Raw genomic sequence first — 24,290 nt, forward strand, 5'->3', positions numbered from 1 at the left:
TCTTGTCACAGAATCAGAGATTCGGGGCGAGGGCGCGCTCCACAAAGGCGCGGTCTTCACCGCTGCGGGCGATCATGTCGTCCACCTGATCTTGGCCGATCTTGCCGAGCGTGAAGTACGTGCTGTCCGGATGCGAAAGGTAGAAGCCCGAGACGGAAGCGGCCGGCGTCATGGCCAGCGCCTCGGTCAGGTCCATGCCGATCTCCTGCGCGTCGAGCACGCGGAACATGTCGCGCTTGACGGTGTGCTCCGGGCAGGCCGGGTAGCCGGGCGCGGGGCGGATGCCCTTGTATTCCTCGCGGATGAGCGCATCGTTGTCGAGCGTCTCATCCGGTGCGTAGCCCCACAGGTCGCGCCGCACCCGGGCGTGCAGGCATTCGGCAAAGGCTTCGGCAAAGCGATCGGCCAGGGCCTTGAGCATGATCGCGCTGTAGTCGTCGTTGTCGGCTTCGAACTGCTTCTCGCGCTTTTCCACCCCAATGCCGCCGGTGACGGCAAACAGGCCGATGTAGTCGGCAATGCCGGTGTCCTTGGGCGCGATGAAATCGGCCAGGCAGCGGTTCGGGCGCATCACGCCGTCGATGATCGGGCGCTCGCTCTGCTGGCGGATGTTGCGCCAGGTGAGCGCGACTTCCGAGCGCGATTCGTCGGTGTAGATCTCGATGTCGTCGTCGTTGACGGTGTTGGCGGGTAGCAGCGCGATCACGCCGTTGGCCGTGAGCCAGCGCCCGGCGATCAGGCGCGCGAGCATGCTCTTGCCGTCGGAAAATACCTTGCGGGCCGATTCGCCGACGATCTCGTCGTTGAGGATGTCCGGGAATTTACCGGCCAGGTCCCACGTCTGGAAGAACGGGCCCCAATCGATGTACTGGGCGAGTTCGTTCAGATCGTAGTTGCGGAACACGCGGCGGCCGATGAACTTCGGCTTGGGCGGCGTGTAGTTGCTCCAGTCGATCTTCGTCTTGTTGGCGCGCGCGGCCGCCAGCGACACCATCGGCGTGGCCTTCTTGTTGGCGTGCTGCGTGCGGATGCGGTCGTAGTCGGCGTGCAGTTCTTCGACGTAGCGCGCGGCGCCTTCGTCGGACAGCAGGCTCGACGCCACGCTCACTGAGCGCGAGGCGTCCGGCACGTAAACCACCGGCCCTTCGTAATTCGGGGCGATCTTCACGGCGGTATGCACACGGCTCGTCGTCGCGCCACCGATCAGCAGCGGGATTTTCTTCACGCGGAAGTACTCGTCGCGCTGCATTTCCGACGCCACGTAGGCCATTTCTTCGAGCGACGGCGTAATCAGGCCCGACAGGCCGATGATGTCCGCGCCTTCCACCTTCGCCTTGGCCAGGATGTCGTTGCACGGGACCATCACGCCCATGTTCACGACTTCGAAGTTGTTGCACTGGAGCACGACGGTGACGATGTTCTTGCCGATGTCGTGCACATCGCCCTTGACCGTGGCGATGACGATCTTGCCCCGCGAGCGCACGTCGCCGCCGGCCGCTGCAATCTGGCGCTTCTCTTCTTCGATGAACGGAATCAGGTGCGCCACCGCCTGCTTCATCACGCGGGCGGACTTCACCACCTGCGGCAGGAACATCTTCCCGGCGCCGAACAGGTCGCCAACGATGTTCATGCCGTCCATCAGCGGGCCTTCGATTACCTGGATCGGGCGACCGCCCGCAGCAAAGATTTTCGCGCGGACTTCTTCGGTGTCTTCGACCACGTAATCGTTGATGCCATGCACGAGCGCGTGGGCCAGGCGCTTTTCCACCGGCTCCTGACGCCAGGCGAGGTTTTCTTCGCGCTTGGTGCCGCCTCCCTTGTAGCGGTCGGCGATTTCCAGCAGGCGATCGGTGGCATCCGGGCGGCGGTTCAGCACCACATCTTCCACGCGGTCGCGCAGCTCGGGGTCGAGGTTCTCGTACACGCCCAACTGGCCCGCGTTGACGATGCCCATGTCCATGCCCGCCTGAATCGCGTAATACAGGAACACGGTGTGGATGGCTTCGCGCACCACGTCGTTGCCGCGGAACGAGAACGACACGTTCGACACGCCGCCGCTCACTTTCGCGTACGGCAGGTTCTGCTTGATCCAGCGCGTGGCTTCGATGAAGTCCACTGCATAGTTGTTGTGTTCTTCGATGCCGGTGGCCACCGCGAAGATGTTCGGGTCGAAGATGATGTCTTCCGGCGCAAAGCCGACCTGGTTCACCAGGAAGTCGTAGCTGCGCTTGCAGATCTCGGTCTTGCGGGCAAACGTGTCGGCCTGGCCTTGCTCGTCAAACGCCATCACCACGGCGGCCGCGCCGTAGCGCTTGATGAGCTTGGCATGGTGCGCAAACTGTTCTTCGCCTTCCTTGAGCGAGATCGAGTTCACGATCGCCTTGCCCTGCACGCACTTCAGGCCTGCCTCGATCACGTCCCACTTGGACGAGTCGATCATGATCGGCACCCGCGCGATGTCGGGCTCCGAGGCGATCAGATTCAGGAAGCGCACCATCGCCGCCTTGGAATCGAGCATCGCTTCGTCCATGTTGATGTCGATGACCTGCGCGCCGTTTTCGACCTGCTGGCGCGCCACGGCCAGCGCCTCGTCGAACTGGCTGTTCAGGATCATGCGCGCGAACGCCTTGGACCCGGTGACGTTGGTGCGCTCGCCGACGTTGACGAACAGCGTGCTCTCGCCGATGTTGAATGGTTCGAGGCCAGAGAGGCGCATGGGGTGGTCGGTCATGATCGTTTGATGCGAATGGGGACGGCGGTGTACGGGCGTGGGGCCTGTGCTCAGGCGGCTTCTTTGTATTGGCCGGGCCATGCGCGCGGTTTGCGATTCGCCACGCGATCGGCAATCGCCTTGATGTGCTCCGGCGTGGTGCCGCAGCAACCGCCCACCAGATTCACCAGGCCGGCCGAAGCAAACTCGTCGACCAGGCTGGAGGTGACCTCTGGCGTTTCATCAAAGCCCGTGTCGCTCATTGGGTTGGGCAGGCCGGCGTTGGGGTAGCACGAGACGGCCGTATCGCAAATCTTCGCCAGCTCGGCGATGTACGGACGCATCAACGCGGCGCCCAGCGCGCAGTTCAGGCCAAAGGTGATCGGCTTGGCGTGGCGCAGGCTGTTCCAGAACGCCTCGACGGTTTGGCCCGAGAGAATGCGGCCCGAGGCGTCGGTGACGGTGCCGGAGATCATCACGGGCACGCGCTCGCCGGTGTCTTCAAACAGCTGATCGATGGCGAACAGCGCTGCCTTGGCGTTGAGCGTGTCGAAGATGGTCTCGACCAGAAACACGTCCGCGCCGCCTTCGAGCAGCGCCTTGCCCTGCTCGTAGTAGGCGTCGCGCAGTTGGTCGAAGCTGACGTTGCGAGCGCCCGGGTCGTTCACGTCGGGCGAAATGCTGGCGGTCTTGGGCGTCGGCCCAAAGGCGCCGGCAACAAAGCGCGGTTTGTCGGGCGTGCTGTATTTGTCGCAGGCTTCGCGTGCCAGGCGGGCGGCCACGACGTTCATCTCGTAGGCCAGCTCCGCCATCTTGTAGTCTTCCTGAGCGATGGTCGTCGCACCGAAGGTGTTGGTTTCGATCAGGTCCGCGCCGGCAGCCAGGTACTGCTCATGGATTTCACGGATGACGTCGGGGCGGGTGAGCAGCAGCAGCTCGTTGTTGCCCTTCACATCGATCGGGTGGTTGGCAAAGCGCTCGCCGCGGTATTGCGCCTCATTCAGCTTGTAGCGCTGGATCATGGTGCCCATCGCGCCGTCCAGGATCAGGATGCGCTCGCGCAGCAGCGCGGGCAGGTTGGCGGCACGGGTGTAGGGCAGGGGCGCGGTCATGGAAGGGACTCCGAGGTGCAGCGGCCGGTCGAATATTCAGAATTTGCGGCCAAAGTGGAATTTTACCAGTCGCATCAATGACTTGCCGCCGTTGCGGGCAATCGCGCTTCTATAATCGACATCACGCCAATTGCTCTGCTCTGACGCCCGCCATGCAACTGCTCGACCCCACAGACGCCCACGCGTTCCTGCAGCGCACGCCTGCCGCCCTCTTTATCGACTGCCGCAGCGAGATGGAACACCTTTTCGTGGGGCATCCGGCCGGCGCGCACCACGTCTCCTGGAATGACGGCCCGCACTGGGAAGTGAACCCGGAGTTCGTGCCGACCGTACGCAAATTGACCGGCCACGGCATCGAGCGGCCGATCGTGCTGATCTGCCGGAGCGGCAATCGCTCCGCGGCCGCTGCGCACGCGCTGGAAGAAGCCGGGTTCCGCGATGTCTACGTCGTGCGCCACGGCTTCGAAGGCGATTTGGACGGCACGCGCCATCGCAACACCCTCAATGGCTGGCGTCATGCCGGTCTCCCGTGGGAGCAGTGCTAGAGAGAAACTATCGGCCCGATAGTCGGTCGGCAAATGAAAAACGCCCGGCAGCACCAAGCTCCGGGCGTTTTTTCATGGTTGTTCCAGCGGGCAGTCTGACCCGCGAATTGCCTCAGTGCATCGTGACCGGCTGCGTCATCACCGTGTCGAATTTGCCGAGGAAATCGTCGACTTCTTCAACGGTCGGTTCGCTGGCGATGAGCTTTTTCACGTCCTCGCGGAAATGCTCGGCCAACTCGCCGCCCAGGAAGATCTCACGTTTGAGGTTCTTGTCCACGATCTCGTAGCCGCCCGCTGACAGCATGGCGTGTTGGCCGTCTACACCGAACTCGACAACACAGTAGTTGTCGCTGTTGTAGATCATCTGCATGGTGCACCTCCGAGGCGTCAATCGTCTTGCTGTTGTGGGGACTGCTCTACTGCTGCACCGGGTAGATGGGGCCCACCATCATGACTTCAAGGGCCGATCAATTCCCGCCTCATGACCGTTCTGCCCCATCTACCCCTTGGGCTTCATGATCGGTCACAAAGTTCGCGAACGCGAGGCGAAATGTGTGACGTGCGTTGTGATCGCGTAACAAGACCTTTCCGTTTCTGCATCAAAAGAAGCAAGCGGCCTTCCGCCATTCGGCCAGTAGACGACGGGCCGTGTGCGGGGCGCGTGCAACTATCGGCAAGGCAGGCAGGCCTTATGGCGTGTCGCATTGACTCCCGCATCCAGCGTGCCCGAGGAACTCATCCAGATCGGCGAGGAAGCCCTCCTCCTGTTCGATGGGGGCCAGGTGCGCCGCGTGCGGAATCACTTTCAAACGGGCGTCGGGAATGTGCGTGGCGATCTCGCGTGCCGCTTCCACCGGGGCACCGGTGTCTTGGTCGCCTGTCATGACGAGCGTGGGACAGGCGATGCGCGCCAGCGCGCTGCGTGTGTCGAGCGCCTTGATGGCGAGGCATGTACCGACATAGCCGTGCGGTTGTGTGGCGCGCAGCAAGCCGCGGATGCGTTCAACGACTTCGGGATGGGCTTCACGAAACGGCGTGGTCAGCCAGCGCTGCATCGTGGGCTCGACAATGCCGCTCATACCGTGCGCTTCGACTTGACCGATGCGCTCGTCCCACATGACATGCGCCGACGCCGGCGTGTAGCACACGGTGTCGCACAGCGTGAGCGAGAGCAGCCGCTGCGCGTGCCGCACGCCCAGGACCTGCCCGACCATGCCGCCCATCGACAGGCCAACGAAATGCACCTGTCCGATCGATAGCGCATCGAGCAGGCCGGCCACATCGTCCGCCATCTGGAACAGCGTGTAGGGGCCGTGCGGGGCGCTGGTCTTGCCGTGGCCACGTGCGTCGTAGCGCAGCACGCGATAGCGGCTGGCCAGGCGTCGGGCGGCGCTGTCCCACAATTGGTGGTCTACGCCCAAGGCGTGCGCAAGCACGACCCACGGGCCATCGGCGCCCTCGGTGCGGTGGTGGATGTCGATGTGGTTGGCGTGCACCGTGCCGGAATCGGAGAAGGCGTTGGTATCCATGTCAGCCTCCTTCCTGGGACTGGTAGACCAGATCGAACTGCATGCCGTTGGGCTCGGTCTGGCGCAGGCGTACCGGCAGCCAGCCGCGATCGGGGGACAGCCAGATCTCTACACGCCGTTTGTCATCCGCGCGGCGCGGCAGTCGTATGAAGTGTTGCGCACGAATCGTGCCGTTCGGCGTGTCGATGGTTTCCTCGCCGACATGCTGGACGCGGGCCACTTCCACGCTGTCGGTATCGGCGATCGGGAATTCCAGCGTGAGGCCCGGGCTGGCGATGCGCGCGGGGCCGCCACGGGCCAATCCGGTCAGTTGCAGGAAGACGCTGAAGCGGTCTTGCGTGCCTTCGGGCAACGGAAGCACGGCCGGCGAGCGGGTGAAAGTGACCGTGGGCGCGCTCTGTGCGCCGGATGCCGGTATGGAGTCGGTCGCGTAATGGAACGTCGTCACGTCGGGTTGTCGGCGCCCGCGCTCTTCTTCGTAGCGCGCGGGGGTTAGACCATACGGGCCGACGGTGCCGGCGCTGCGAAACGCGAGTTTGCCGAAGAAGAGCGGCAACGGAATTTCCACGGCGAGCGTGTAACTTTTGCCATCGGTGGCCCAGCGGATCACGCCATCTTCGTTGCGCACGCCGTTGACGTAAGTGGCGTACCGCAGCGTGGTCGATGGTGGCAGCGAGAATGCGTCGCCCGGCGGTGCAGGCGGCCCGCCCGGGCCTTCGCCGCTCAGATCCTTGACCACGCCGGTATCGCCCGAGGCTTGAGCGCCAGCGCTGGTGAACTCGGACGGGTCCATGCTTGCCAGATCGGGCGCCGGCGACGTGGGTGTCGGCGCCGGAGCAGGCGGGGTCTGAGAACGCGGACGGGGCGGAGCCGGGCGCAGCTTGGGCGCAGCCGGGGGCGGGGGCGGCTGCACGGGCTCGGGATGCAGCAACAGCGCGGGGATGATCTGCTCGGGGGCCGGCGGCCACGTCACCTGACGGCTGCGCGCGATCCACACGACCGCAACGACGTGCAGCACGAGCACGGCCAGCAGCACGAGCCCGAACCGGCCAAGCCGATAGAAGCGACGCCTGCGGGGTTGCACGCGGTCGGTATTCAGTTCGTCAGCATTGCGGGGCGTTGGGTGCAACGTATCCAAGATCGGCGGAAAGTTGTTGTGCGGCCAGCCGCAAGCGCCGCTCCAGCGGGCTGCTCCAAGTGGTGTCGAAGGTGCTTTGTGCGCCCAACGCGATCAGCACGAGACACAATTGGCCGTTGGCGTCGAACACCGGCAGCGACATCGCGTTGATGCCGGGCAGCACGCCACCGTGGATGCGCGAGACGCCACGCAGGCGCACGTCGGCGCAGATCGCATCGTAGGCTTCGAGCGTTTGCGGTAGCTCCGGGTTCTCGGAGTCGGCGGACTCGCCCTGGGCCGCAATGCGATCGAGTTCGCGCTGGATGAACCAGCGCGTCTGCGCGCGCGGCAAGTACGCGCCGAACACGCGGCCGGTGGCCGAGTTCAGCATCGGCATCACATCCCCCAGGCGCAAGCTGACCGTCACGGGATGGCTGGCTTCTTCCCAGTGGACGATGGCCGGGCCCTGGTTGCCCCAGACGGCCAGGCCGACAGTGTGATCGATCTCGTCGCGCAGCGCGGCGGCGGCGGGCCGGGCGCGGCGCATCGGGTCTTGTCGGTTCAGGCTCACCAGCCCCATTTCCAGCGCGAACGGACCCAGATCGTAACGGCCTTCGGGCGTTTGCGTGACAAGCCCCAGGCGCGCAAAGCTCACCAGATAACGGTGCGCCTTGGCGGGGTTCATGGGCGCGGCACGCGCGAGGTCGCGCAGCATCATCGGGCCGGTGGTGTGCGTGAGCACTTCCAGCAGCCGGAAGCCGACTTCGATGGACTGGATGCCCGAGCGCGCGGGCGCATCCAATTCACCGTCGGCATCGGGCTCCAGGTCGAGATCGGTGTCGGCGGGCAGCGGTGGCATGGTCATGGGCGATGGATCGGTTCGGGCCAGTTTAGCCGATGCAAGGTGTACCATCCGCGCAGCTTTTCTCCACACAACGCACATGAAACTCGCCACCCTCAAGGATGGCTCGCGCGACGGCCAGTTGGCCGTGGTCTCGCGCGACCTCAAGACCGCTCACTTCGCCACGCACATCGCCGGCACGCTGCAGCGCGCGCTGGACGACTGGGCCTTCCACGCGCCGCAGCTGCAGGATCTGTACGACCAGCTCAACGCGGGCCGCGCACGCCACCCGTTTGCGTTCGATGCCGCCAACTGCATGGCGCCGCTGCCGCGCGCTTACCAGTGGGCGGATGGCTCGGCGTATGTGAATCACGTTGAACTGGTGCGCAAGGCGCGCGGCGCCGAGATGCCCCCCGAGTTCTGGACCGACCCGCTGATGTACCAGGGCGGCTCGGACGACCTGGCCGGCGCGCACGATCCCATCGTCTGCCGCAGCGAGGCGTTCGGCATCGATTTCGAAGCCGAGGTGGCTGTCATCACCGGCGACGTGCCGATGGGCACCGAGCCGGCCGCCGCTGCCGAGGGCATCCGCCTGATCGTGCTGGCCAACGATGTGTCGCTGCGCAATCTGATTCCGGCGGAGCTGGGCAAGGGTTTCGGCTTCTTCCAGAGCAAGCCGGCCACGTCGTTCTCGCCCGTCGCCGTCACGCCCGATGAATTGGGCGACGCCTGGCGCGAACGCAAGGTACATCTGCCGATGACGGTGCGCTGGAACAACAAGAAGGTCGGCCAGCCCGAGTGCGGCACCGACATGGTGTTCGACTTCGGTCAGCTGATGGCGCACATCTGCAAAACACGCAACGTGCGTGCGGGCAGCATCGTCGGCTCGGGCACGATTTCCAACGTGGACCGCAGCAAGGGGTACGCGTGCATTGCCGAGAAACGCATGCTGGAAACCATCGAATCCGGTGCGCCCATCACCGAATACATGCGCTACGGCGACACCGTGAAGATCGAGATGTTCGACGCCAACGGCGTGTCGATTTTCGGGGCGATCGACCAGGAAGTTGTCGCGCCGGGCACGCAGGCGTAAGCCTTGCCCTACGCGGATTCGGGCGTCGTCCGCGGACGGCGCCCCCGCTTTGGCGCAGCGGCACCGGCCATCAGCGCCTGCCCGTGATACCCCAGACGAAGGGATAGCGTCCGCCCGGCCTCGCGCAATAGCCGCGCGGCGGGCCCTTCCAGGCTCGAATCGAACACGCTGGACAAGCCCAGCGCCGTGATCGCCCCGGCCAGCTTGCCTTGTGAATCGAGCACCGGCACGGCCACCGAATCGATGCCGTGCACCAATGTCCCGCCGATGCGCGCCACGCCTTCTTGCCGCACCGCCTGCCAGCGCGCGCGGCAGTTCAGCCAGTCGGTCAGGCCCGCCTTGCCGGCACCCGGCCCGCGCAATTCACGGTCGATGAGCGAGACGATCTGGATTTCGGGCATCCATGCCGCGCATGCCTGACCCGTGGCCGAGTTCAGCAGCGGCATGACAGACCCCACCCGCACATTGACCGCCACCGGCCTGCCGCTGTCTTCCCAGCGCACGATGACCGGGCCGCGCGCGGTCCAGATCGACAGAAACACGCTTTCGTTCAGCCGCTCGGCCAGCTTGGGGAGCAGGTTGCTGCCCTCGCGCACGAAATCCACGTCGGACAGCGCCGACAGCCCCACCTGCAACGCCTGCGCCCCCAGCCGGTAGCGGGCGGAAGCGGGGTCCTGCTCGACAAAACCCATGCGTTCCAGCGACACCAGGTAACGGTGCACCTTCGCGCGCGGCATGCCCAACTGCCGCCCGAGTTCGGAGACGGCGTGTGCGCCACCGGCATGCGCCATCGCCGAAAGCACGCTCAACGCGATCTCAGCGGACTGGATGCCGGCGCTGGTGCGTTCAGGCGTGGCGTCTTCTGTGGCCAGTTCGTGGGGCGATGTTTCCGGGGGCAGGGGGGCGTCGATGGGCATCTTGAAGTCTCGAGTGTCGCTTTATAAGATACGCGTTACGTAAAAAGATACAACCGGCGCGGCGGCCCTGCGCGCTGGAAAAGACCTCGAACCCGGAGACGCCATGAAGCTGTCGATCTTTTCCGTGCAGGACCACTACCCCGACCGGCCCCGCAGTCTGCCGCAACTCTACGCAGACGTCATCGCCCAGGCGCGCCACGCCGAAGCGCTTGGCTACGACACCTTCTGGGTGGCCGAGCATCACTTTCACGAGTACGGCGCTGTCCCCAACCCGGCAGTCTTTCTGTCGCATCTGGCCGCGCAGACACAGCGGCTGCGACTGGGCACGGCCATCTCGATCCTGACCTTCCACCACCCGGCCACGGTGGCCGAGAACTACGCGATGGTCGACGCGCTTTCCGGCGGGCGGCTGTCGCTGGGCGTGGGCTCCGGCTACCTCAAGCACGAGTTCGAAGGCTACGACGTCGATCCCGCCATCAAGCGCGAGCGCTTTGACGAAGCGCTGATGCTCGTCGAGCGATTGCTTTCCGGTGAGCGTGTGCACCACGCGGGCCAGTTCCACACGCTGCGCGACGTGCGCCTCAACGTTCTGCCGGTGCAGGCTCGCGTGCCGATCCACGTGGCAATCCTGCGGCGCGAGGCGGCGTATCACATTGGCAGGCAGGGCCGGCGCATGCTGTTCGTGCCGTATGCCTCGGTTGAAAGTTTTGAGGACATCCGCACGTTGATGGACGAATACCGCCGTGGCCTGGCCGAAGCAGGCATTGCCGACACGCGTGGCATGGCGGCCGTCGCGCTGCATACGCATGTGGGCCCGACCGAAGCCGCCGTGCGTGCAACGGCCGCCGACGCATTCGACCTGTATGTCGCCACGCGGCTCTACGCGCGTCGCCAGACGTACGACGATGTGCTCGCCAGCGGCCTGTCGTTGTTCGGCACGCCCGACGCGGTGGCCGAGAAGCTCGCGCAGCTGTCCGACATGGGCGTCGATCACGTGATGGCGCTGCACAACTTCGGGTTGATGCCGCAATCGGCTGTGCTCGAATCGATGCGCGCGTTCGTGGAGGATGCGCTGCCGCGCGCCCGCATCACGGCGCTCGCTGCCTGAACCTGTCCAGCCTGGGCGACTCCGCATCGCCAAACCGCCGCAAAACCGCTACGCTCTTTGCCAAACCACGGGAGGAGACCCCCAATGCAGCGACCGAAGTGGCGGCACGCAGGCGTACTGGCTGGTCTGGCTTTGCTGTCTTCCGCCGCACTGGCGGACATCCGCGTCGGGGTCACGGTGTCGGCCACCGGGCCGCAGGCCTCGCTGGGGCAGCCCGAGAAGAACGCCACCACGCTGTGGCCTAGCGAGATTGGCGGCGAAAAGGTCGACGTGATCGTGCTTGACGATGCGTCGGACACCACGCGCGCGGTCACCAACACGCGCAAGCTGATGAGCGAGTCGAACGTCGACGTGATCGTCGGCTCGTCCACGACGCCGAATACGCTGGCGATGATCGACGCGGCGGCCGAGGGCAAGACGCCCGTGATTTCGCTGGCCTCATCCGCCCGGTTGATCGAGCCGATGGATGCCAAGCGGCGCTGGATCTTCAAGACGCCGCATTCGGACTCGCACATGGCCTCGCTGATTGCCGAGCACGCCGCAGCGCACGGCGTGAAGACCATTGCTTACATCGGCTTTGCAAATGCACTGGGCGAGGCCTTCCTGACGGAGGTGCAGCGCTTTGCCGATCTCAAGCACATCCGCGTCACCGATACCGAGCGTTTTTCGCCCACCGACAACAGCGTGACCGCGCAGGTGCTGCATCTGCTGGCCAACAAGCCCGACGCGGTGGTGATCGGCGGCTCCGGAACGCCCGCCGCCCTGCCGGCCCGCGCGCTGGCCGAGCGCGGCTACACCGGCAAGATCTACTTCAATCACGGCGTATCCAACAACGATTTCGTCAGGCTGTGCGGCAAGGATTGCGAAGGCGCCTACGTGCCGACCGGCCCCGTGATGGTCGCCGCCGAATTGCCCGACACCAATCCGGCGAAGCGGCAGGCGCTGGATTTTGCGCGCCGTTATGAGGCCACCTTTGGCCGTGGCAGCGTGTCGATCTTCGCCGCCTACACGGGCGACATCGGCTTGCTGCTGCAGCGCGCGGTGCCGGTGGCACTCAAGCGTGCCAAGCCTGGCACGCCGGCCTTTCGCGAGGCGCTGCGCGACGCACTGGAGCAGGTGCACGATCTGCCCACCAGCACGGGGGTGGTCAACATGAGCCCGCAGGACCACGTTGGCCTGGACCAGCGTGCCCGCGTGATGGCGCAGATCCGCCGCGGCCAATGGCACCTGGCCGATGCCGCGAAGTGAAAGTGACGATGACGACGGAGCGCATCCCGCATTGCACGCGCGATCTCATCCGCTATGCTTGAACCATTACCTTGGACGCCATGACCTCGCTCGCCCCCCGCTTTGCCCGCTACCAGGCGCTGACGCTCATCCAGCACGGCCCCATCCTCGAAATCGTGATGGGCGCGGCGCAGTCGGCCAACCGCAAGCTGTCCACGGCCGATGCCGGCCTGCACCGCGAACTGGCGGAAATCTGGCGCGATGTGTCCGCCGAGCCCTCCGTGCGCGTCGCGCTCATCCGCGGCGAGGGCAAGGGCTTCTCGGCTGGCGGCGATCTGCACCTCGTTGAGCAGATGGCTGATGACTTCGACGTGCGCACGCGCGTCTGGCACGAGGCGCGCGACCTTGTCTACAACGTCATCAACTGCGACAAGCCGATTGTCAGCGCCATGCACGGCCCGGCCGTGGGGGCAGGGCTCGTTGCCGGATTGCTGGCCGATATTTCGATCGCCGCGAAGGACGCCCGCATCGTCGACGGCCACACGCGCTTGGGCGTGGCGGCGGGCGATCATGCGGCCATTGTCTGGCCGTTGTTGTGCGGTATGGCCAAGGCCAAGTATTACCTGCTGCTGTGCGAGTCCATGACCGGCGAAGAGGCCGAGCGCATTGGGCTGATTTCGCTGGCCGTGCCGGAATCGGAACTCGTCAACCGCGCATTCGAGGTCGCCGAGCGCTTGGCGGCGGGTTCGCAGACGGCCATCCGGTGGACCAAGTACGCGCTGAACAACTGGTTGCGCCTGGCGGGCCCGAGTTTTGATACGTCGCTGGCGCTTGAATTCATGGGTTTTGCGGGCCCCGACGTGCGCGAGGGCATTGCGAGCCTGCGCCAGAAGCGTCCGCCCACGTTTGATGGCGCCTGATTGAAGATGAAAACACGCATGCGCGTCCGACCCCCGACCGATTTGTAGGAGACACCATGTTCACCCAGATGCCCAATTTTGCCGAAGGCGGTTTCGATTTCCTGCGCAAGCTGTGGGGCGGCGGCTTTGCCGGGATGGCCGGTGGCGGCATGCCCAACATGGCGAGCTTTGCCGCGCCGCCGATGGACCTTGAGGAAATCGACAAGCGTATCCACGACCTGCGCGCGGTGGAGAGTTGGCTGCAACTGAACGCCAGCCTGCTGCGTACGGCAATTCAGGGCCTGGAGGTGCAGCGCGCCACGTTGGTGGCCTTGCAGACGTTCGGCTCCGCACTGTCGCCCGAGGCCATGAAGTCTGCGTTCGACGGCCTGACGCCGAGCGCGTCGTCGTCTTCGTCTTCGTCGTCTTCCGGCGAGGAATCCAAACCTGCCTGGCCCCACACCGCCGCCACAGCCAAGCCGGACGACGAACCGCCGCCCGAAGACGAGGACGAGGCGGAAGAAGACACGGACGACGATCAGGCCGAAGCCCGCGCCGAGGCTGCCCACGCTCAGGCACAGGCCGCTGCGCAGGCGCAAACGGCCGCACGCGCCGCCGCGGCTGCGCTGGACCCCTCGCCGTGGTGGAACATGCTGCAGCAGCAGTTCAACCAGATCGCCAGCTCTGCCGCCGCCGCCATGCCGATGCCGCAGAACCTGATGCCGGGCTTCCCGGGCGGCTTCCCCGGGTTTGGCGGCGCCCCGGGCGCGGAAGGGCTCGATGCGGCGCCGGAAGACATCGAAGAGCCGACAGCGCCAGCCAAGCCCAAGCGCGCTGCCGCCAAGGCCACGCCGAAGCCGGCCGCCAAGGCGTCTGCAGGGCGCACAGCCAAGCCGGCCACCAAGAAGACTGCTGCCAAGAAAGCGCCGGCGAAATCTGCGCCGCGCAAGCCCACCAACGACACCCCCTGATCGATGTCGACAGACTGCACTGCACTCTTGATGATGGGCGGCGGTGCGCGTGCCGCCTATCAGGTCGGAGTGCTGCGCGGCATCGCGGGGTTGGCGCGCGAGTATGCGCCGGGCGTGGCACGTACGCCGTTCGACGTCATTTGCGGGACATCGGCGGGTGCGATCAACAGTCTGGGCCTCGCACGCGGCGCGCAGGATTTCACGCTTGCCACCGAGGCGCTCACCCAACTCTGGGGCACCCTGCATGCCGATCGTGTCTATCGCACGGACGTCGGCCGCGTGGGCTCCAGCGGCGCGCGCTGGCTGACCGCGCTGGCGTTCGGCTGGATGACTGGCCACACGCCGCGCGCCCTGTTCGACAACACGCCGCTGCGCGAGCTGCTCGAATCGCAACACGACGGCGAGCAGGTGCAGGCCGCCTTCGACGCTGGAGCGCTGCGCGCGCTGGCCATTACTGCGCTGTCATACACTACCGGGCGCCACGTCACGTTCTATCAATCGCCGCATGTCGTGCTGCCGTGGCGGCGGTCGCAGCGGATTGCGGTGTCGGACGAGATCGGCGTGTCGCACATGCTGGCGTCGTCGAGCATCCCGTTCGTCTTCCCGGCAGAGCCGGTGCCGCTCGAAGGTAACGACGAATGGTTCGGCGACGGCACGATGCGCCAGATGTCGCCGTTGAGCCCCGCCATTCATCTGGGCGCGAATCGCATTCTGGTGGTGGGCGCCGCGTCCCGCTCGCAGCCGGGCTGGTACGACACGGTGCCGGCGTCCGGGTATCCGTCGCTTGCGCAGATTGCGGGGCAGGCGCTGGCAAGCATCTTCCTCGACGGGCTTTCGGCCGATATCGAGCGGCTGCAGCACGTCAACGCCATGGTGGCCCGAAACCCCGAGATTGCCGACGCGCGCGACGGCTGGCGCAAGATCGAAGTGCTGGTGATGGCGCCGTCCGAGCGCATCGAACTGATTGCCTCGCGCCACGTGCAGCGCCTGCCTGGCACGGTGCGCGCGCTGCTCAAGCCGCTGGGCGGCACCGAGGCGCGCGGGGCGGCATTTGCGAGCTATCTGCTCTTCGAACCCGAGTTCACGCAGGAACTGATCGACCTGGGCGAGCGCGATGTGCAGGCCCGCCGCGACGAACTGGCCGCGTTCCTGTACGGCGCGATTCCGGACACGATGCGCGCAGCCTGATCAGCGGGACGAGCGGGTCGATGGTTCAGCCAGCAGTGCGTCGATGCGTTTGATGAGCGCTGGGTCGCTCGGCTCGACACTGCTGGGGAACACTGCCGCCACGCGGCCGGTGCGGTCCAGCAGGTATTTGTGGAAGTTCCACTTGGGCGGCTGGCCCGTCTGCGTCGCGAGCCACGCATACAGCGGCGATGCGCCCGCACCCACCACTGCCGTCTTCGAGAACATCGGGAATTTCACGCCGTACGTGTTGTAGCAAAAGTCGGCGATCTGCTTGCTGTTGCCGGGTTCCTGCTGAAAGTCATTGGACGGAAAGCCCAGCACCGTCAGCCCCTTGTCGCGATACTTTGCGTACAGCGCTTCGAGCCCTTCGTACTGATGCGTGTAGCCGCAATAGCTGGCGGTGTTGACCACCAGCACGACGCGGCCGGCGTACTGGCAAAGGTCTTGCGGCGCATCGTCCTGCAGGCGCTTGACGCGAAAATTCAGGCTGGCGGGGCAGGCGCCCGTGGTGGTCGGGGTTTGTGCAGCCGGTGCGACGCCGGCCGTAACAGCATGCCCCGTGCGCGGCAGCAGCAACGCGATGACGGCAATGGCAATCGCAATGGCGATCATCAGCAGATGGTGCCGACGCAGCACACCCGACGCGTGCAATTGCAGGCGCGGGCGACGCATGGAAACGGTGGCGGGAAACAACATGGGGAATCTCCAAAAGCGGACGCTCAGCCGGCGAACCGGAGTGTGTCTTCAGTTTAGGGTATAACGCCCCGGGGTCGCACCGGGTGAAATGTGCGTTATGCGTTGCATATCCCTCGCCGCACGGCTTGCAGCGCTTCCTATACTGAAGAACTCGCCGGGCGGTAGTCCGGTCCGATACAAAAGACGGCAGCCTGCGTGCTGCCGATCACATCGCGGCGTACCGCGAGACAACGCGCGACTGTATCGCGCGTGAGGGGGTCGCCGGGCCATGTTGCAACCGTGGCCGCGGCGGGCCTGTTGTGACGAGGAAACGGGCAGACCGAGAACTTTGCTCCGGCAACCCCGAAAATCGGGGGCTGGTCAAGCATGTCTGCTAGAATCCGCCTGCAAATTCAAAGGCTTACCATGCTCTATCCCGAATTGTTCAAGTCGTTGGAAGCGGTCCGCTGGAATATGGAAAAGGATATTCCGTGGGACACGTTCGATGCGTCGCTGCTGACCGACGCGCAAGCGCAGACCATCAAGATGAATGCCATCACCGAGTGGTCAGCCCTACCGGCCACCGAGATGTTCCTGCGTGACAATCGTCACGACTCCGATTTTTCGGCGTTCATGAGCGTGTGGTTCTTTGAAGAGCAGAAGCATTCGCTGGTGCTGATGGAGTATCTGCGCCGCTTCCGCCCGGACCTCGTGCCGACCGAAGAAGAGCTGCACAACGTGCGCTTTGAATTCGATCCGGCCCCGCCACTGGAAACGCTGATGCTCCACTTCTGCGGTGAAATCCGTCTGAACCACTGGTACCGCCGTGCCTCCGAATGGCATACGGAGCCGGTCATCAAGGCGATCTACAAGCATCTGTCGCAGGACGAAGCCCGCCACGGCGGCGCCTACCTGCGCTACATGAAGAAATACCTCGGCCAGTTCGGCGACAGCGCGCGCAGCGCATTCGCCAAGATCGGCGTGCTGATGGCCTCGGCGCGTCGCACCGAAAAGCCGCTCCACCCGACCAACCTGCACGTGAACAAGGCGCTGTTCCCGCAAGACACCGTGCAGTCGCGCCTGCCGAACCCGGATTGGCTGGAGCACTGGCTGGACGAGCAGATCAAGTTCGACGCCGGCTGGGAAAAGAAGGTCATCGAGCGCATCCTGCACAACATGGGTCTGCTGTTCGAGCGCACCTTCGAAACCGTGCAAGACCTGAACCGCTACCGCAAGGAACTGAACGCACGTCTGCTCGGCTCGGCCGAACAAGCTGCCTGATCCTTGCCATTGGCAGCAAGCGGCCCATCGATTCGATGGGCCGTTTTGTTTTCCACCCCGATTTCGGATCCACCATGACCGCTCGCCAGCCCGCGCCCGCCTTTGAGCAGAAGATCTGCGACTCCGCCGATGTGCAAGCCCGCGTGCGTGCCTTGCCGCGCCCCTTGGTCTTCACCAACGGGGTGTTCGACATCCTGCATCGCGGTCACGCCACGTATCTGGCGCAGGCGCGTGCGTTGGGCGCGTCGCTCGTGGTGGGCGTGAACACCGATGCCTCGGTGCGGATGCTGGGCAAGGGCGACGACCGCCCGCTCAATACGCAAGACGATCGCCTGGCCGTGTTGGCCGCGCTGGAAGCGGTGAGTCTGGTGGTGTTGTTTGCCGAGCGAACCCCGGTCGAACTCATCCAGCGCGTGCGCCCCGACATCTACGTGAAGGGCGGCGATTACGACATCGATGCGCTGGAAGAAACGCGCGTGGTGCGTAGCTGGGGTGGCACGGCGCTGGCGATTCCGTTCGAGCACGACCGCTCGACGACGGCGCTGCTCAAGCGCGTGCGCGCGACGTCCTGACTGCTTAGCGCGATGCAGTGACTGCCGCGCATGCGTGCAGGTCTTCTGCGCCCAGGGTTTTCTTGAGCGCGGCAAGTTGGGCTGCGACGCCCGAAGCCGCATCGGCGGTAGCGCTCACGCGAAGCGAGGTCTGCGAGCCAAGCCGGCGCGTTTGCGTGACCACGGCGGTGCGCACATCCTTGGCTCGCAGTTCGTCCAGACGCTGCTGCGCGCGCTCCTTGTCGCGAAACAGACCCAGCGACACCACAAACGCATTGGCTTCCTGCACGATGGCCGAATCCGCCACGTTGCGGCGCTTGAGTTCGGCCACCTTGCGCTCGGCGTCGTCGCGTGTGTCGCGGGCCGGCATGTGGACCCACCAGCGGTTGTCTTCCTGGCGCGTGATGCGCTCGACCTGCACGCCCGCCAGTTGCTTGAGCTGATCGATGCCGCGCGTGGCTTGGGCTTCGGTCAGGCCGCCCAACTCGGTGCAACTGCCGCCGCTTTCAGCGATGGCAGCGGTGGTCAGAGCCGCAGGCTCGATGTTGGCTTGCGAGCCCGATGCGGCTGGTGCGGAACCAGCGGGCGACGACCCCGGCGCCGATTTGGGTACGCCTGCGGCCGGTGCAGCAGCGGGTGCGGGTTCGAGAATACGGATCTCTTCGGTGCGGATCTGGCGGCGCATGCGATCGGGCTCGCGCTCGCTTTCGAACCACGCCTTGGACACTTCCGGTCCGAACACGCCGGTATTGGCCGCGAGCAGAACGCCGTTGACGAGCAGCAGGATCAGCAGGGCGAGGCGAAGCGTCATGGTGCGAACGGACGTGGATTCGGACGGGGGCTCGGAATGCAGGAACACAGCGGCAACAACGATAAGACGTCAGATGGGAAACTGCAGCCCGGCCGACTGAGGCTAGGCCAGCGTCGCGGCGCCCTCCCGGCGCGCGCGCGCCAGCACCTGCAGGCCGAGCAGCACGAGATTATCGTGCATCTGGAACGGCATGCGCAGATGCGGCCCCAGTGCGGCGCGCGCCCCGCCGCTCAGCACGCAGCGTGCCGGGCCGGGGTATTGCTTCTGCAGTGCCTGCCACGTCTGTGCAATTGCACCTGCCTGGGCGATGACGCAGCCCAGCGCGATGGCGTCCTGCGTATTGTCGGCCCAGGGCGGCGCCACAACGTCGCCCGCGCTCAGGTAGCCGACGTCCACTTCGGGCAACTGCGCCGTGTTGCGTGACAACGCGCGCATCATCAATGTGAGGCCGGGCAGGATCAGGCCGCCGGCAAACAGGCCATCGGGTGTGACGATGTCGAGCGTGGTGGCCGTGCCGGCCGTCACGAGCAGCAGGGCGGTGTCGGGCCACAGATGGCGTGCACCGACCGCACCGATCCACCGGTCGGTGCCGAGTTGCGTTGGGTCGCGATACCCATTGCGCAGGCCGGCGGTGGCGTCTTCCGATGCCGCAATGCACACGCGCGCTCCGTCGAACACGCGGGCGATGCGTGCGGTGAGCGCATCGCGCAGTGCGGGGCCAGCCACCGCGCTGATCCATACCTCGGGCGGCGCAACGCCGGAGGCGTGGCAATCGCGCCAGTCTTCCACCAGCTCGGCCAATCGATCATGCGCGCGGGCGCCGGCATGCTGCCAGGGCGTGCCGCCGGGTTCCTCGGGCAGCGCGGGTTCGGCATCGGCACCGCCGGCAATCCACGCCCATTTGATGCGCGTGTTCCCTGCGTCGATCAGCAAGAGCGGACGGGCGGGGGCGGCGTGCGCGGCGGACACCTTCAGGCGCGTCATGGCTGCTCCGCATCTGCGCTGCGCAAGGAGACCTCGCCGCTGTGAATCCACTGCACACGTCCGCCCGATTCAATCGCCAGGCGGCCTTGTGCGTCGATGCCATGCGCCACGCCTTCGAGCACCACGCTACCGTCCTGCCACAGACGCACGCGCTCCCCGGCAAAGGCATCGCGGGCCGCAAACGGCGCAACGAACGGTGCCAGGCCCTGGGCGCCGAAGCGCTGCAGGTGCTCACCCAGCGATGTGAGCAGCGCCGAAAACACGGCGTTCGCCTCCGGCGCATCCACCAGTTCTTCCACGCCCGACAGGCCCCGGCCGAGCGTGGTTTCCAGCACGTGCGGCCGTTCCAGGTTCAGGCCGATGCCGATGACGGTCCAGGTCCGGCCCGGCGCTGTCCGCACGGTCTCGACCAGGATGCCGGCCAGCTTGCGCCCGGCGATCTGCACATCGTTGGGCCACTTGAGGCTGAGGGCCTGTCCGCTGCCGCCGCGGGCTTCCGCGTACCCAGCCACGGCCTCAACCACGGCCACGCCCACGGCCAGGCTCAGTCCGCCGAGCTGCGCGGGCTCACCCGCAAAGGCGCAGGCGATGGAGAAGGTCAAACCGTGGTCGCCATCCCACGGGCGGCCCTGTCGGCCGCGTCCTGCGGTCTGGCGTTGCGCGGCCAGCACACACGCGCCCACGAGCGGCGCGTTGCCGGCATGGGCGGGCGTCGCCGTGTGGGCAGGCCACGTGGCATCGCGCACGGCGGCCATCAGATCGGCGTTGGTGGAGCCGGTGGCCTCGACCACATCGACGGGCCAGCCGGCAGCCGGACCGCTGGGCTGGATACGCTCGCGCGCAAGGCGCCACCCCGCGGAGGGTTCGGCAAGAGACATAAAGATGGGCGATCAGGTTCGCGCTAAGAATGCGCGCATTGTACGAGCGGTGCCGCAAACACGGGTCTGGTGCTTGCTTCAAGCGACGCAAAGGCCTCACAGTGTGGCAGCCAGTGTGACAGTGTTTGGCGACGCGTTGGCTACAATTCGACCGATAGCCGGCATCACCGCTTACGGAGACCCGTTTGATCACCTTCCGTACACCGCAGCTTGAGGTGCGCGTTGTCGATGGACGCTCCGTCGCCTTTCTCTCTGGCGACTGGACCACGCTTGCCCTGGCCGAACGCGCCGGCGTGCGCAGCGCCCGCCAGCAGATCCGCGCCGGGCTGGACAACGCCAACGCGTGGTGCCTGACCGAAGTCGGCCGTATCGACCACTTTGGCGCGCAATTGCTCTGGCGTGCCTGGGGCAATCAGTGGCCCGAACATCTGGATGCCCGGCCCGACCAGCGCCGCATGCTCGATCGTGTTGCCAAGCTCGACCCCGGCGGCTGGAAGCAGCGCCTGGCGCCCCGCATGAACCCCGTGGCGATCCTCGGCGAGGGCATGCTCGATTTTTTCGATCACGCGGGCAATGGCATCGCCATGGTCGGCCAGCTCGTGTTCGACCTGGGCAGGTTCGTGCGCGCGCCGCATCGCGGGCCGTGGCGCGAGATCTCCGCCAACATCTACAGCACGGGCTACAAGGCGCTGGGCATCACCGCGCTGGTGGGCTTCCTGATCGGCATCGTGCTCAGCTACCTGTCGGCCAACCAGTTGCGCGTATTCGGGGCCAGCATCTTCATCGTCAACATTTTGGGGATGGCCATCATCCGCGAGCTCGGGCCGGTGCTGGCGGCGATTCTGGTGGCTGGGCGTTCGGGTTCAGCCATCACTGCGCAGATCGGCGTGATGCGCGTGACCGAAGAGCTGGATGCGATGCGCGTGATGGGCATCTCGCACGGTTTCCGCCTGATCCTGCCCAAGGTGATTGCGCTGGCGATCGCCATGCCGCTGCTGGTGGCGTGGACGGATCTACTCGCGCTGGCGGGCGGTATTCTCGCGGCCAAGTTCCAGCTCGACATCAGCCCGACGTATTTCATCACCTCGTTGCCCGATGCTGTGCCGGTGGCCAACCTGTGGCTCGGCATTGGCAAGGGCGTGGTGTTTGGCATGCTGATCGCGCTGGTGGCCTGCCACTTCGGCCTGCGCATCCAGCCCAACACGCAGAGCCTGGGCGAGGGCACGACGACGTCCGTCGTGGTGTCGATCACCATCGTCATCCTGGCAGACGCGGTGTTTGCCATCCTCTTCAAGGACGTCGGGATATGACGCGGCCCCGCCATCCTCACATCAAGCACGCAGCGGAACCGGCGGCAATTACGCCCGCGCGCGAACGCGTGATCGAGATGCGCAACGTCACCAAGCGCTACGGCAAGGTGACCGTGCTCGACAACATCGATCTGGACGTATTTCGCGGCGAGGTGCTTTCCATCGTGGGCGGTTCGGGAAGCGGCAAGACGACATTGCTGCGCCAGGTGGTGGGGCTGGAGAAACCCACCTCGGGCACGATCCACATCTTTGGCGAAGAGCTGACCTGCCAGGTGGGCAACGATCTGCAGTCGATGCGTAACCGCTGGGGCATGCAGTTCCAGCACGGTGCGCTTTTCTCGACGCTGTCCGTGATCGACAACGTGGCGTTGCCGATGCGCGAATTGCGCACACTGCCCGACGCGTTCATCCAGCGCGTGGCGATGCTCAAGCTGCAGATGGTGGGGCTCAAATCCACCGATGCCGACAAGATGCCGTCGGACCTGTCGGGCGGCATGATCAAGCGCGTGGCGCTCGCGCGGGCATTGTCGCTGGAGCCGGAGCTGGTGTTTCTGGACGAGCCGACCGCCGGGCTGGACCCGCGCGCGTCGGACGATTACGTCGCGCTCATCCGCGAGTTGCGCCAGGAACTGGGCCTGACCGTGGTGATGGTGACGCACGATCTCGACACCCTGGTGGCGCTGTCCGACCGCATTGCGGTGCTGGCGGATCGCAAGGTGGTGGCGGCCAAGCCGCTGGACCAGATCATTCAGATTGATCATCCGTTCATCAAGGAGTATTTCCTGGGTGAGCGGGGCAAACGGGCCCTGTTGGCGCTGGGCTCGCAGATGACGGAGGCGGTGGCTGCAGCCTCGCTTTCGACGCAGGAGGATTGATGGAAAACAAAGCCCACGCATTCCTGGCCGGGCTGTTTACGATCGGGCTGATCATCTTCATCGGCCTGGCCGTCATGTGGTTCAACCGAGACCAGACCGTGCGCTTGCCGTACGACGTGGTCACGCGTTCGACCGTCAACGGGCTGAATCCGCAGGCTTCCGTGAAATACCGCGGCCTGGACGTCGGCAAGGTCGACAGCATCCGCTTTGACGACAAGGTGCCAGGGCAGATCGTGGTGCGCGTGCTGGTCGACAAGGATGCGCCCATCACCACGACCACGTACGGCCGGCTGGCCTATCAGGGCGTGACGGGCCTCGCCTATGTGCAGCTCGACGACCGCGGCTTTGACAACAGCAAGCGCGCGCCCAGTCCTGTGCGCCTGGCCACGTCGGACAAGGACCCTGCCCGCATCCGCATGGAAGCCGGCTTCCTCGACGAGCTGGACAAGCGCGGCGACCAGATGCTCTCCAAGCTCGATCAGACGCTGAACTCGCTGTCGATCATGTTTGACGACGAGCACCGCCAGCAGGTCACGGCGTCGCTGCAATCGTTCCAGAAGACGATGGACGCCTACAGCACGCTCGCACAGCAGGCCGAGCCGACGATGCGCCGCCTGCCGCAGATTGCCGACAACCTTGATTCCACGCTGGTGGCCACGCGCAAGCTCACGCAGTCGCTGTCCGACCCGAAGGGGCCGTTGATGTCGACGCTCTCGGGCGCCGGGACGGATCTGACGGCGGCAACGCAGTCGATGCAATCCGCCGCCAATGTGCTGACCTACGAAACGCTGCCGCAGCTCAATGGCTTTGCACGCGAGGCCCGTCAGGCCGTGCGCGGCTTCGACCATGCCGTGACCGACTTCAACGCCCGGCCGCAAAGCGTGCTGTTTGGCCCCGCACCCGGCGCGCCCGGCCCCGGTGAAACCGGCTTCACCGCGCCCGCCGCCCGCGCTTCGGCTCAGCCCTGAGGAGATTCCATGCCGATGTTGTCCGCTGTGTTCCGCCGCGCGTGCGCGCTGCCTGCCCTGATGGCGCTGTCGCTCCTGGCAGCTTGCTCCAGCGCGCCGGTGGCGCCCGCCGCCCTCTATGACTTTGGGCTCGCGCCGGCCACCAGCGCCTGCCCGCGCCTGCCCACCGCCTTGCGCGTGGCCGACGTGGCTGGCCCGGGCTGGATGGACGGCAACGCCATCTTTTACCGCCTCGCCTATGCGCAAGGCCAGCGTACCGACGCCTACGCCAACAGCCGCTGGGTGGAATCGCCCGTGAGTCTGTTCGATGCCCGTTTGCGCAATGCGGCGGCAGGGCGCGGCCAGGTGATCGGCTATCCCACGCCCGATGTGCCGAGCCTGCGTGTCGAGCTGGTCGATTTTTCACAGGTATTCGACAGGCCCGATGCCAGCCGCGGCGTGGTGCGCCTGCGTGCAACCGTGTCACTGGCGCGTGGTGTGATCGACCAGCGCGTGGTACAGGCGGACGCGCCGGCCCCGAGCCCGGACGCTGCAGGCGGCGTGGCCGCCCTCACGCAGGCATCGGACAAGGCCATCGGCGAGGTGCTCGACTGGGTGGCGGGCCTGCCGCTCGCGGCCTCCGCCTCTTCGACACCGGCAACGCCCGGCGCTGCACTTGGCTCGCGCCGGCGCTAATACCGCCACCTCTGAACCGGATGGA

At 65.8% G+C, this 24,290-nt stretch carries 24 protein-coding genes; 13 read left to right on the forward strand and 11 right to left on the reverse strand.

The genetic code is table 11. From position 1 onward, the window contains the following. Window positions 1-13: 13 nt before the first annotated feature. Window positions 14-2,731, reverse strand: a complete 2,718-nt coding sequence (metH, locus tag CFE42_RS22985) for a methionine synthase (protein ID WP_004633738.1) — start codon at window positions 2,729-2,731, stop codon at window positions 14-16. A gap of 50 nt (window positions 2,732-2,781) precedes the next feature. After that, window positions 2,782-3,822 (reverse strand): homocysteine S-methyltransferase family protein, encoded by a 1,041-nt coding sequence (locus tag CFE42_RS22990; protein WP_004633742.1) that lies wholly within the window; start codon window positions 3,820-3,822, stop codon window positions 2,782-2,784. Window positions 3,823-3,974: 152 nt separating this feature from the next. Here CFE42_RS22990 and CFE42_RS22995 point away from each other — a divergent pair, with 152 nt between their 5' ends. After that, on the forward strand, window positions 3,975-4,367 hold the full coding sequence (locus tag CFE42_RS22995; RefSeq protein WP_004633744.1) for a rhodanese-like domain-containing protein: 393 nt from the start codon (window positions 3,975-3,977) through the stop codon (window positions 4,365-4,367). A 112-nt stretch (window positions 4,368-4,479) separates the two neighbouring features. Here the strand turns inward: CFE42_RS22995 and CFE42_RS23000 are convergent, their stop codons facing one another. From CFE42_RS23000 to CFE42_RS23015, 4 genes are all read right to left on the reverse strand, one after another. Further along, the gene (locus tag CFE42_RS23000; protein WP_004633745.1) at window positions 4,480-4,737 is read right to left on the reverse strand and encodes a DUF3567 domain-containing protein; all 258 of its coding nucleotides are present in this window, start codon (window positions 4,735-4,737) and stop codon (window positions 4,480-4,482) included. Window positions 4,738-5,056: 319 nt separating this feature from the next. Then, on the reverse strand, window positions 5,057-5,896 hold the full coding sequence (pcaD, locus tag CFE42_RS23005) for a 3-oxoadipate enol-lactonase (RefSeq protein ID WP_004633747.1): 840 nt from the start codon (window positions 5,894-5,896) through the stop codon (window positions 5,057-5,059). Between the two features lies 1 nt (window position 5,897). After that, window positions 5,898-6,980, reverse strand: coding sequence for a DUF3108 domain-containing protein (locus CFE42_RS23010; protein WP_009277189.1), 1,083 nt, complete (start codon window positions 6,978-6,980; stop codon window positions 5,898-5,900). Between the two features lie 19 nt (window positions 6,981-6,999). After that, a complete protein-coding gene (locus CFE42_RS23015) occupies window positions 7,000-7,878 on the reverse strand; it encodes an IclR family transcriptional regulator (protein ID WP_004633752.1) in 879 nt (292 codons plus the stop codon). Between the two features lie 76 nt (window positions 7,879-7,954). On the opposite strand from CFE42_RS23015, the gene CFE42_RS23020 reads away from it, so the two are divergent. Continuing rightward, window positions 7,955-8,947, forward strand: a complete 993-nt coding sequence (locus CFE42_RS23020) for a fumarylacetoacetate hydrolase family protein (RefSeq protein ID WP_004633754.1) — start codon at window positions 7,955-7,957, stop codon at window positions 8,945-8,947. 8 nt (window positions 8,948-8,955) lie between these two features. Here the strand turns inward: CFE42_RS23020 and CFE42_RS23025 are convergent, their stop codons facing one another. Further along, complete coding sequence (locus tag CFE42_RS23025; protein WP_004633755.1) at window positions 8,956-9,864, reverse strand: IclR family transcriptional regulator; 909 nt, start codon at window positions 9,862-9,864, stop codon at window positions 8,956-8,958. 103 nt (window positions 9,865-9,967) lie between these two features. Between CFE42_RS23025 and CFE42_RS23030 the strand changes: the two genes are divergently transcribed. The 5 genes from CFE42_RS23030 to CFE42_RS23050 all read left to right on the forward strand — a co-directional run bounded on the left by CFE42_RS23030 (window position 9,968) and on the right by CFE42_RS23050 (window position 15,257). After that, entirely contained in the window at window positions 9,968-10,972 is a 1,005-nt protein-coding gene (locus CFE42_RS23030; protein ID WP_004633757.1) for an LLM class flavin-dependent oxidoreductase, read from the forward strand. A gap of 84 nt (window positions 10,973-11,056) precedes the next feature. Next, on the forward strand, window positions 11,057-12,220 hold the full coding sequence (locus CFE42_RS23035) for an ABC transporter substrate-binding protein (protein WP_004633759.1): 1,164 nt from the start codon (window positions 11,057-11,059) through the stop codon (window positions 12,218-12,220). Window positions 12,221-12,300: 80 nt separating this feature from the next. Further along, window positions 12,301-13,119, forward strand: a complete 819-nt coding sequence (locus tag CFE42_RS23040; protein ID WP_004633761.1) for an enoyl-CoA hydratase/isomerase family protein — start codon at window positions 12,301-12,303, stop codon at window positions 13,117-13,119. A gap of 56 nt (window positions 13,120-13,175) precedes the next feature. Continuing rightward, complete coding sequence (locus CFE42_RS23045) at window positions 13,176-14,069, forward strand: PhaM family polyhydroxyalkanoate granule multifunctional regulatory protein (protein WP_004633762.1); 894 nt, start codon at window positions 13,176-13,178, stop codon at window positions 14,067-14,069. Window positions 14,070-14,072: 3 nt separating this feature from the next. Next, a complete protein-coding gene (locus tag CFE42_RS23050; RefSeq protein WP_009277188.1) occupies window positions 14,073-15,257 on the forward strand; it encodes a patatin-like phospholipase family protein in 1,185 nt (394 codons plus the stop codon). Here CFE42_RS23050 and CFE42_RS23055 read toward each other — a convergent pair whose 3' ends face one another. Then, entirely contained in the window at window positions 15,258-15,953 is a 696-nt protein-coding gene (locus CFE42_RS23055) for a glutathione peroxidase (RefSeq protein ID WP_004633766.1), read from the reverse strand. It lies immediately after the preceding gene. Between the two features lie 405 nt (window positions 15,954-16,358). On the opposite strand from CFE42_RS23055, the gene CFE42_RS23060 reads away from it, so the two are divergent. Both CFE42_RS23060 and rfaE2 read left to right on the forward strand, forming a co-directional pair. After that, the gene (locus tag CFE42_RS23060) at window positions 16,359-17,213 is read left to right on the forward strand and encodes a ferritin (protein ID WP_004633768.1); all 855 of its coding nucleotides are present in this window, start codon (window positions 16,359-16,361) and stop codon (window positions 17,211-17,213) included. Window positions 17,214-17,287: 74 nt separating this feature from the next. Beyond that, on the forward strand, window positions 17,288-17,785 hold the full coding sequence (gene rfaE2 / locus CFE42_RS23065; protein WP_009239233.1) for a D-glycero-beta-D-manno-heptose 1-phosphate adenylyltransferase: 498 nt from the start codon (window positions 17,288-17,290) through the stop codon (window positions 17,783-17,785). A gap of 4 nt (window positions 17,786-17,789) precedes the next feature. Here rfaE2 and CFE42_RS23070 read toward each other — a convergent pair whose 3' ends face one another. The 3 genes from CFE42_RS23070 to CFE42_RS23080 form a co-directional block, all read right to left on the reverse strand. Further along, window positions 17,790-18,575 carry an SPOR domain-containing protein gene (locus CFE42_RS23070; RefSeq protein ID WP_004633774.1) on the reverse strand — a complete coding sequence of 262 codons (786 nt, stop codon included), beginning with the start codon at window positions 18,573-18,575 and terminating at the stop codon, window positions 17,790-17,792. Window positions 18,576-18,677: 102 nt separating this feature from the next. Continuing rightward, window positions 18,678-19,559: a type III pantothenate kinase gene (locus CFE42_RS23075; RefSeq protein WP_004633776.1), complete on the reverse strand. Its 882-nt coding sequence runs from the start codon at window positions 19,557-19,559 to the stop codon at window positions 18,678-18,680. Continuing rightward, complete coding sequence (locus CFE42_RS23080) at window positions 19,556-20,437, reverse strand: biotin--[acetyl-CoA-carboxylase] ligase (RefSeq protein WP_004633778.1); 882 nt, start codon at window positions 20,435-20,437, stop codon at window positions 19,556-19,558. Before CFE42_RS23080 ends, CFE42_RS23075 begins: the two co-directional genes overlap by 4 nt. A 185-nt stretch (window positions 20,438-20,622) precedes the next feature. On the opposite strand from CFE42_RS23080, the gene CFE42_RS23085 reads away from it, so the two are divergent. From CFE42_RS23085 to CFE42_RS23100, 4 genes are read left to right on the forward strand one after another with little or no spacing between them, the layout of a single operon-like run. Continuing rightward, window positions 20,623-21,747 carry an ABC transporter permease gene (locus CFE42_RS23085; RefSeq protein WP_004633779.1) on the forward strand — a complete coding sequence of 375 codons (1,125 nt, stop codon included), beginning with the start codon at window positions 20,623-20,625 and terminating at the stop codon, window positions 21,745-21,747. Continuing rightward, entirely contained in the window at window positions 21,744-22,622 is an 879-nt protein-coding gene (locus CFE42_RS23090) for an ABC transporter ATP-binding protein (RefSeq protein WP_004633782.1), read from the forward strand. Before CFE42_RS23085 ends, CFE42_RS23090 begins: the two co-directional genes overlap by 4 nt. After that, on the forward strand, window positions 22,622-23,590 hold the full coding sequence (locus tag CFE42_RS23095; protein ID WP_004633784.1) for an MlaD family protein: 969 nt from the start codon (window positions 22,622-22,624) through the stop codon (window positions 23,588-23,590). The genes CFE42_RS23090 and CFE42_RS23095 overlap by 1 nt, the downstream gene beginning before the upstream one ends. A 9-nt stretch (window positions 23,591-23,599) precedes the next feature. Next, entirely contained in the window at window positions 23,600-24,265 is a 666-nt protein-coding gene (locus tag CFE42_RS23100; RefSeq protein WP_004633786.1) for an ABC-type transport auxiliary lipoprotein family protein, read from the forward strand. The last annotated feature ends 25 nt before the right edge of the window (window positions 24,266-24,290 follow it).

The sequence above is a fragment of the Ralstonia sp. PBBBR1 genome, assembly GCF_002256165.1.
GTDB classification, from domain to species: Bacteria; Pseudomonadota; Gammaproteobacteria; order Burkholderiales; family Burkholderiaceae; genus Ralstonia; species Ralstonia thomasii.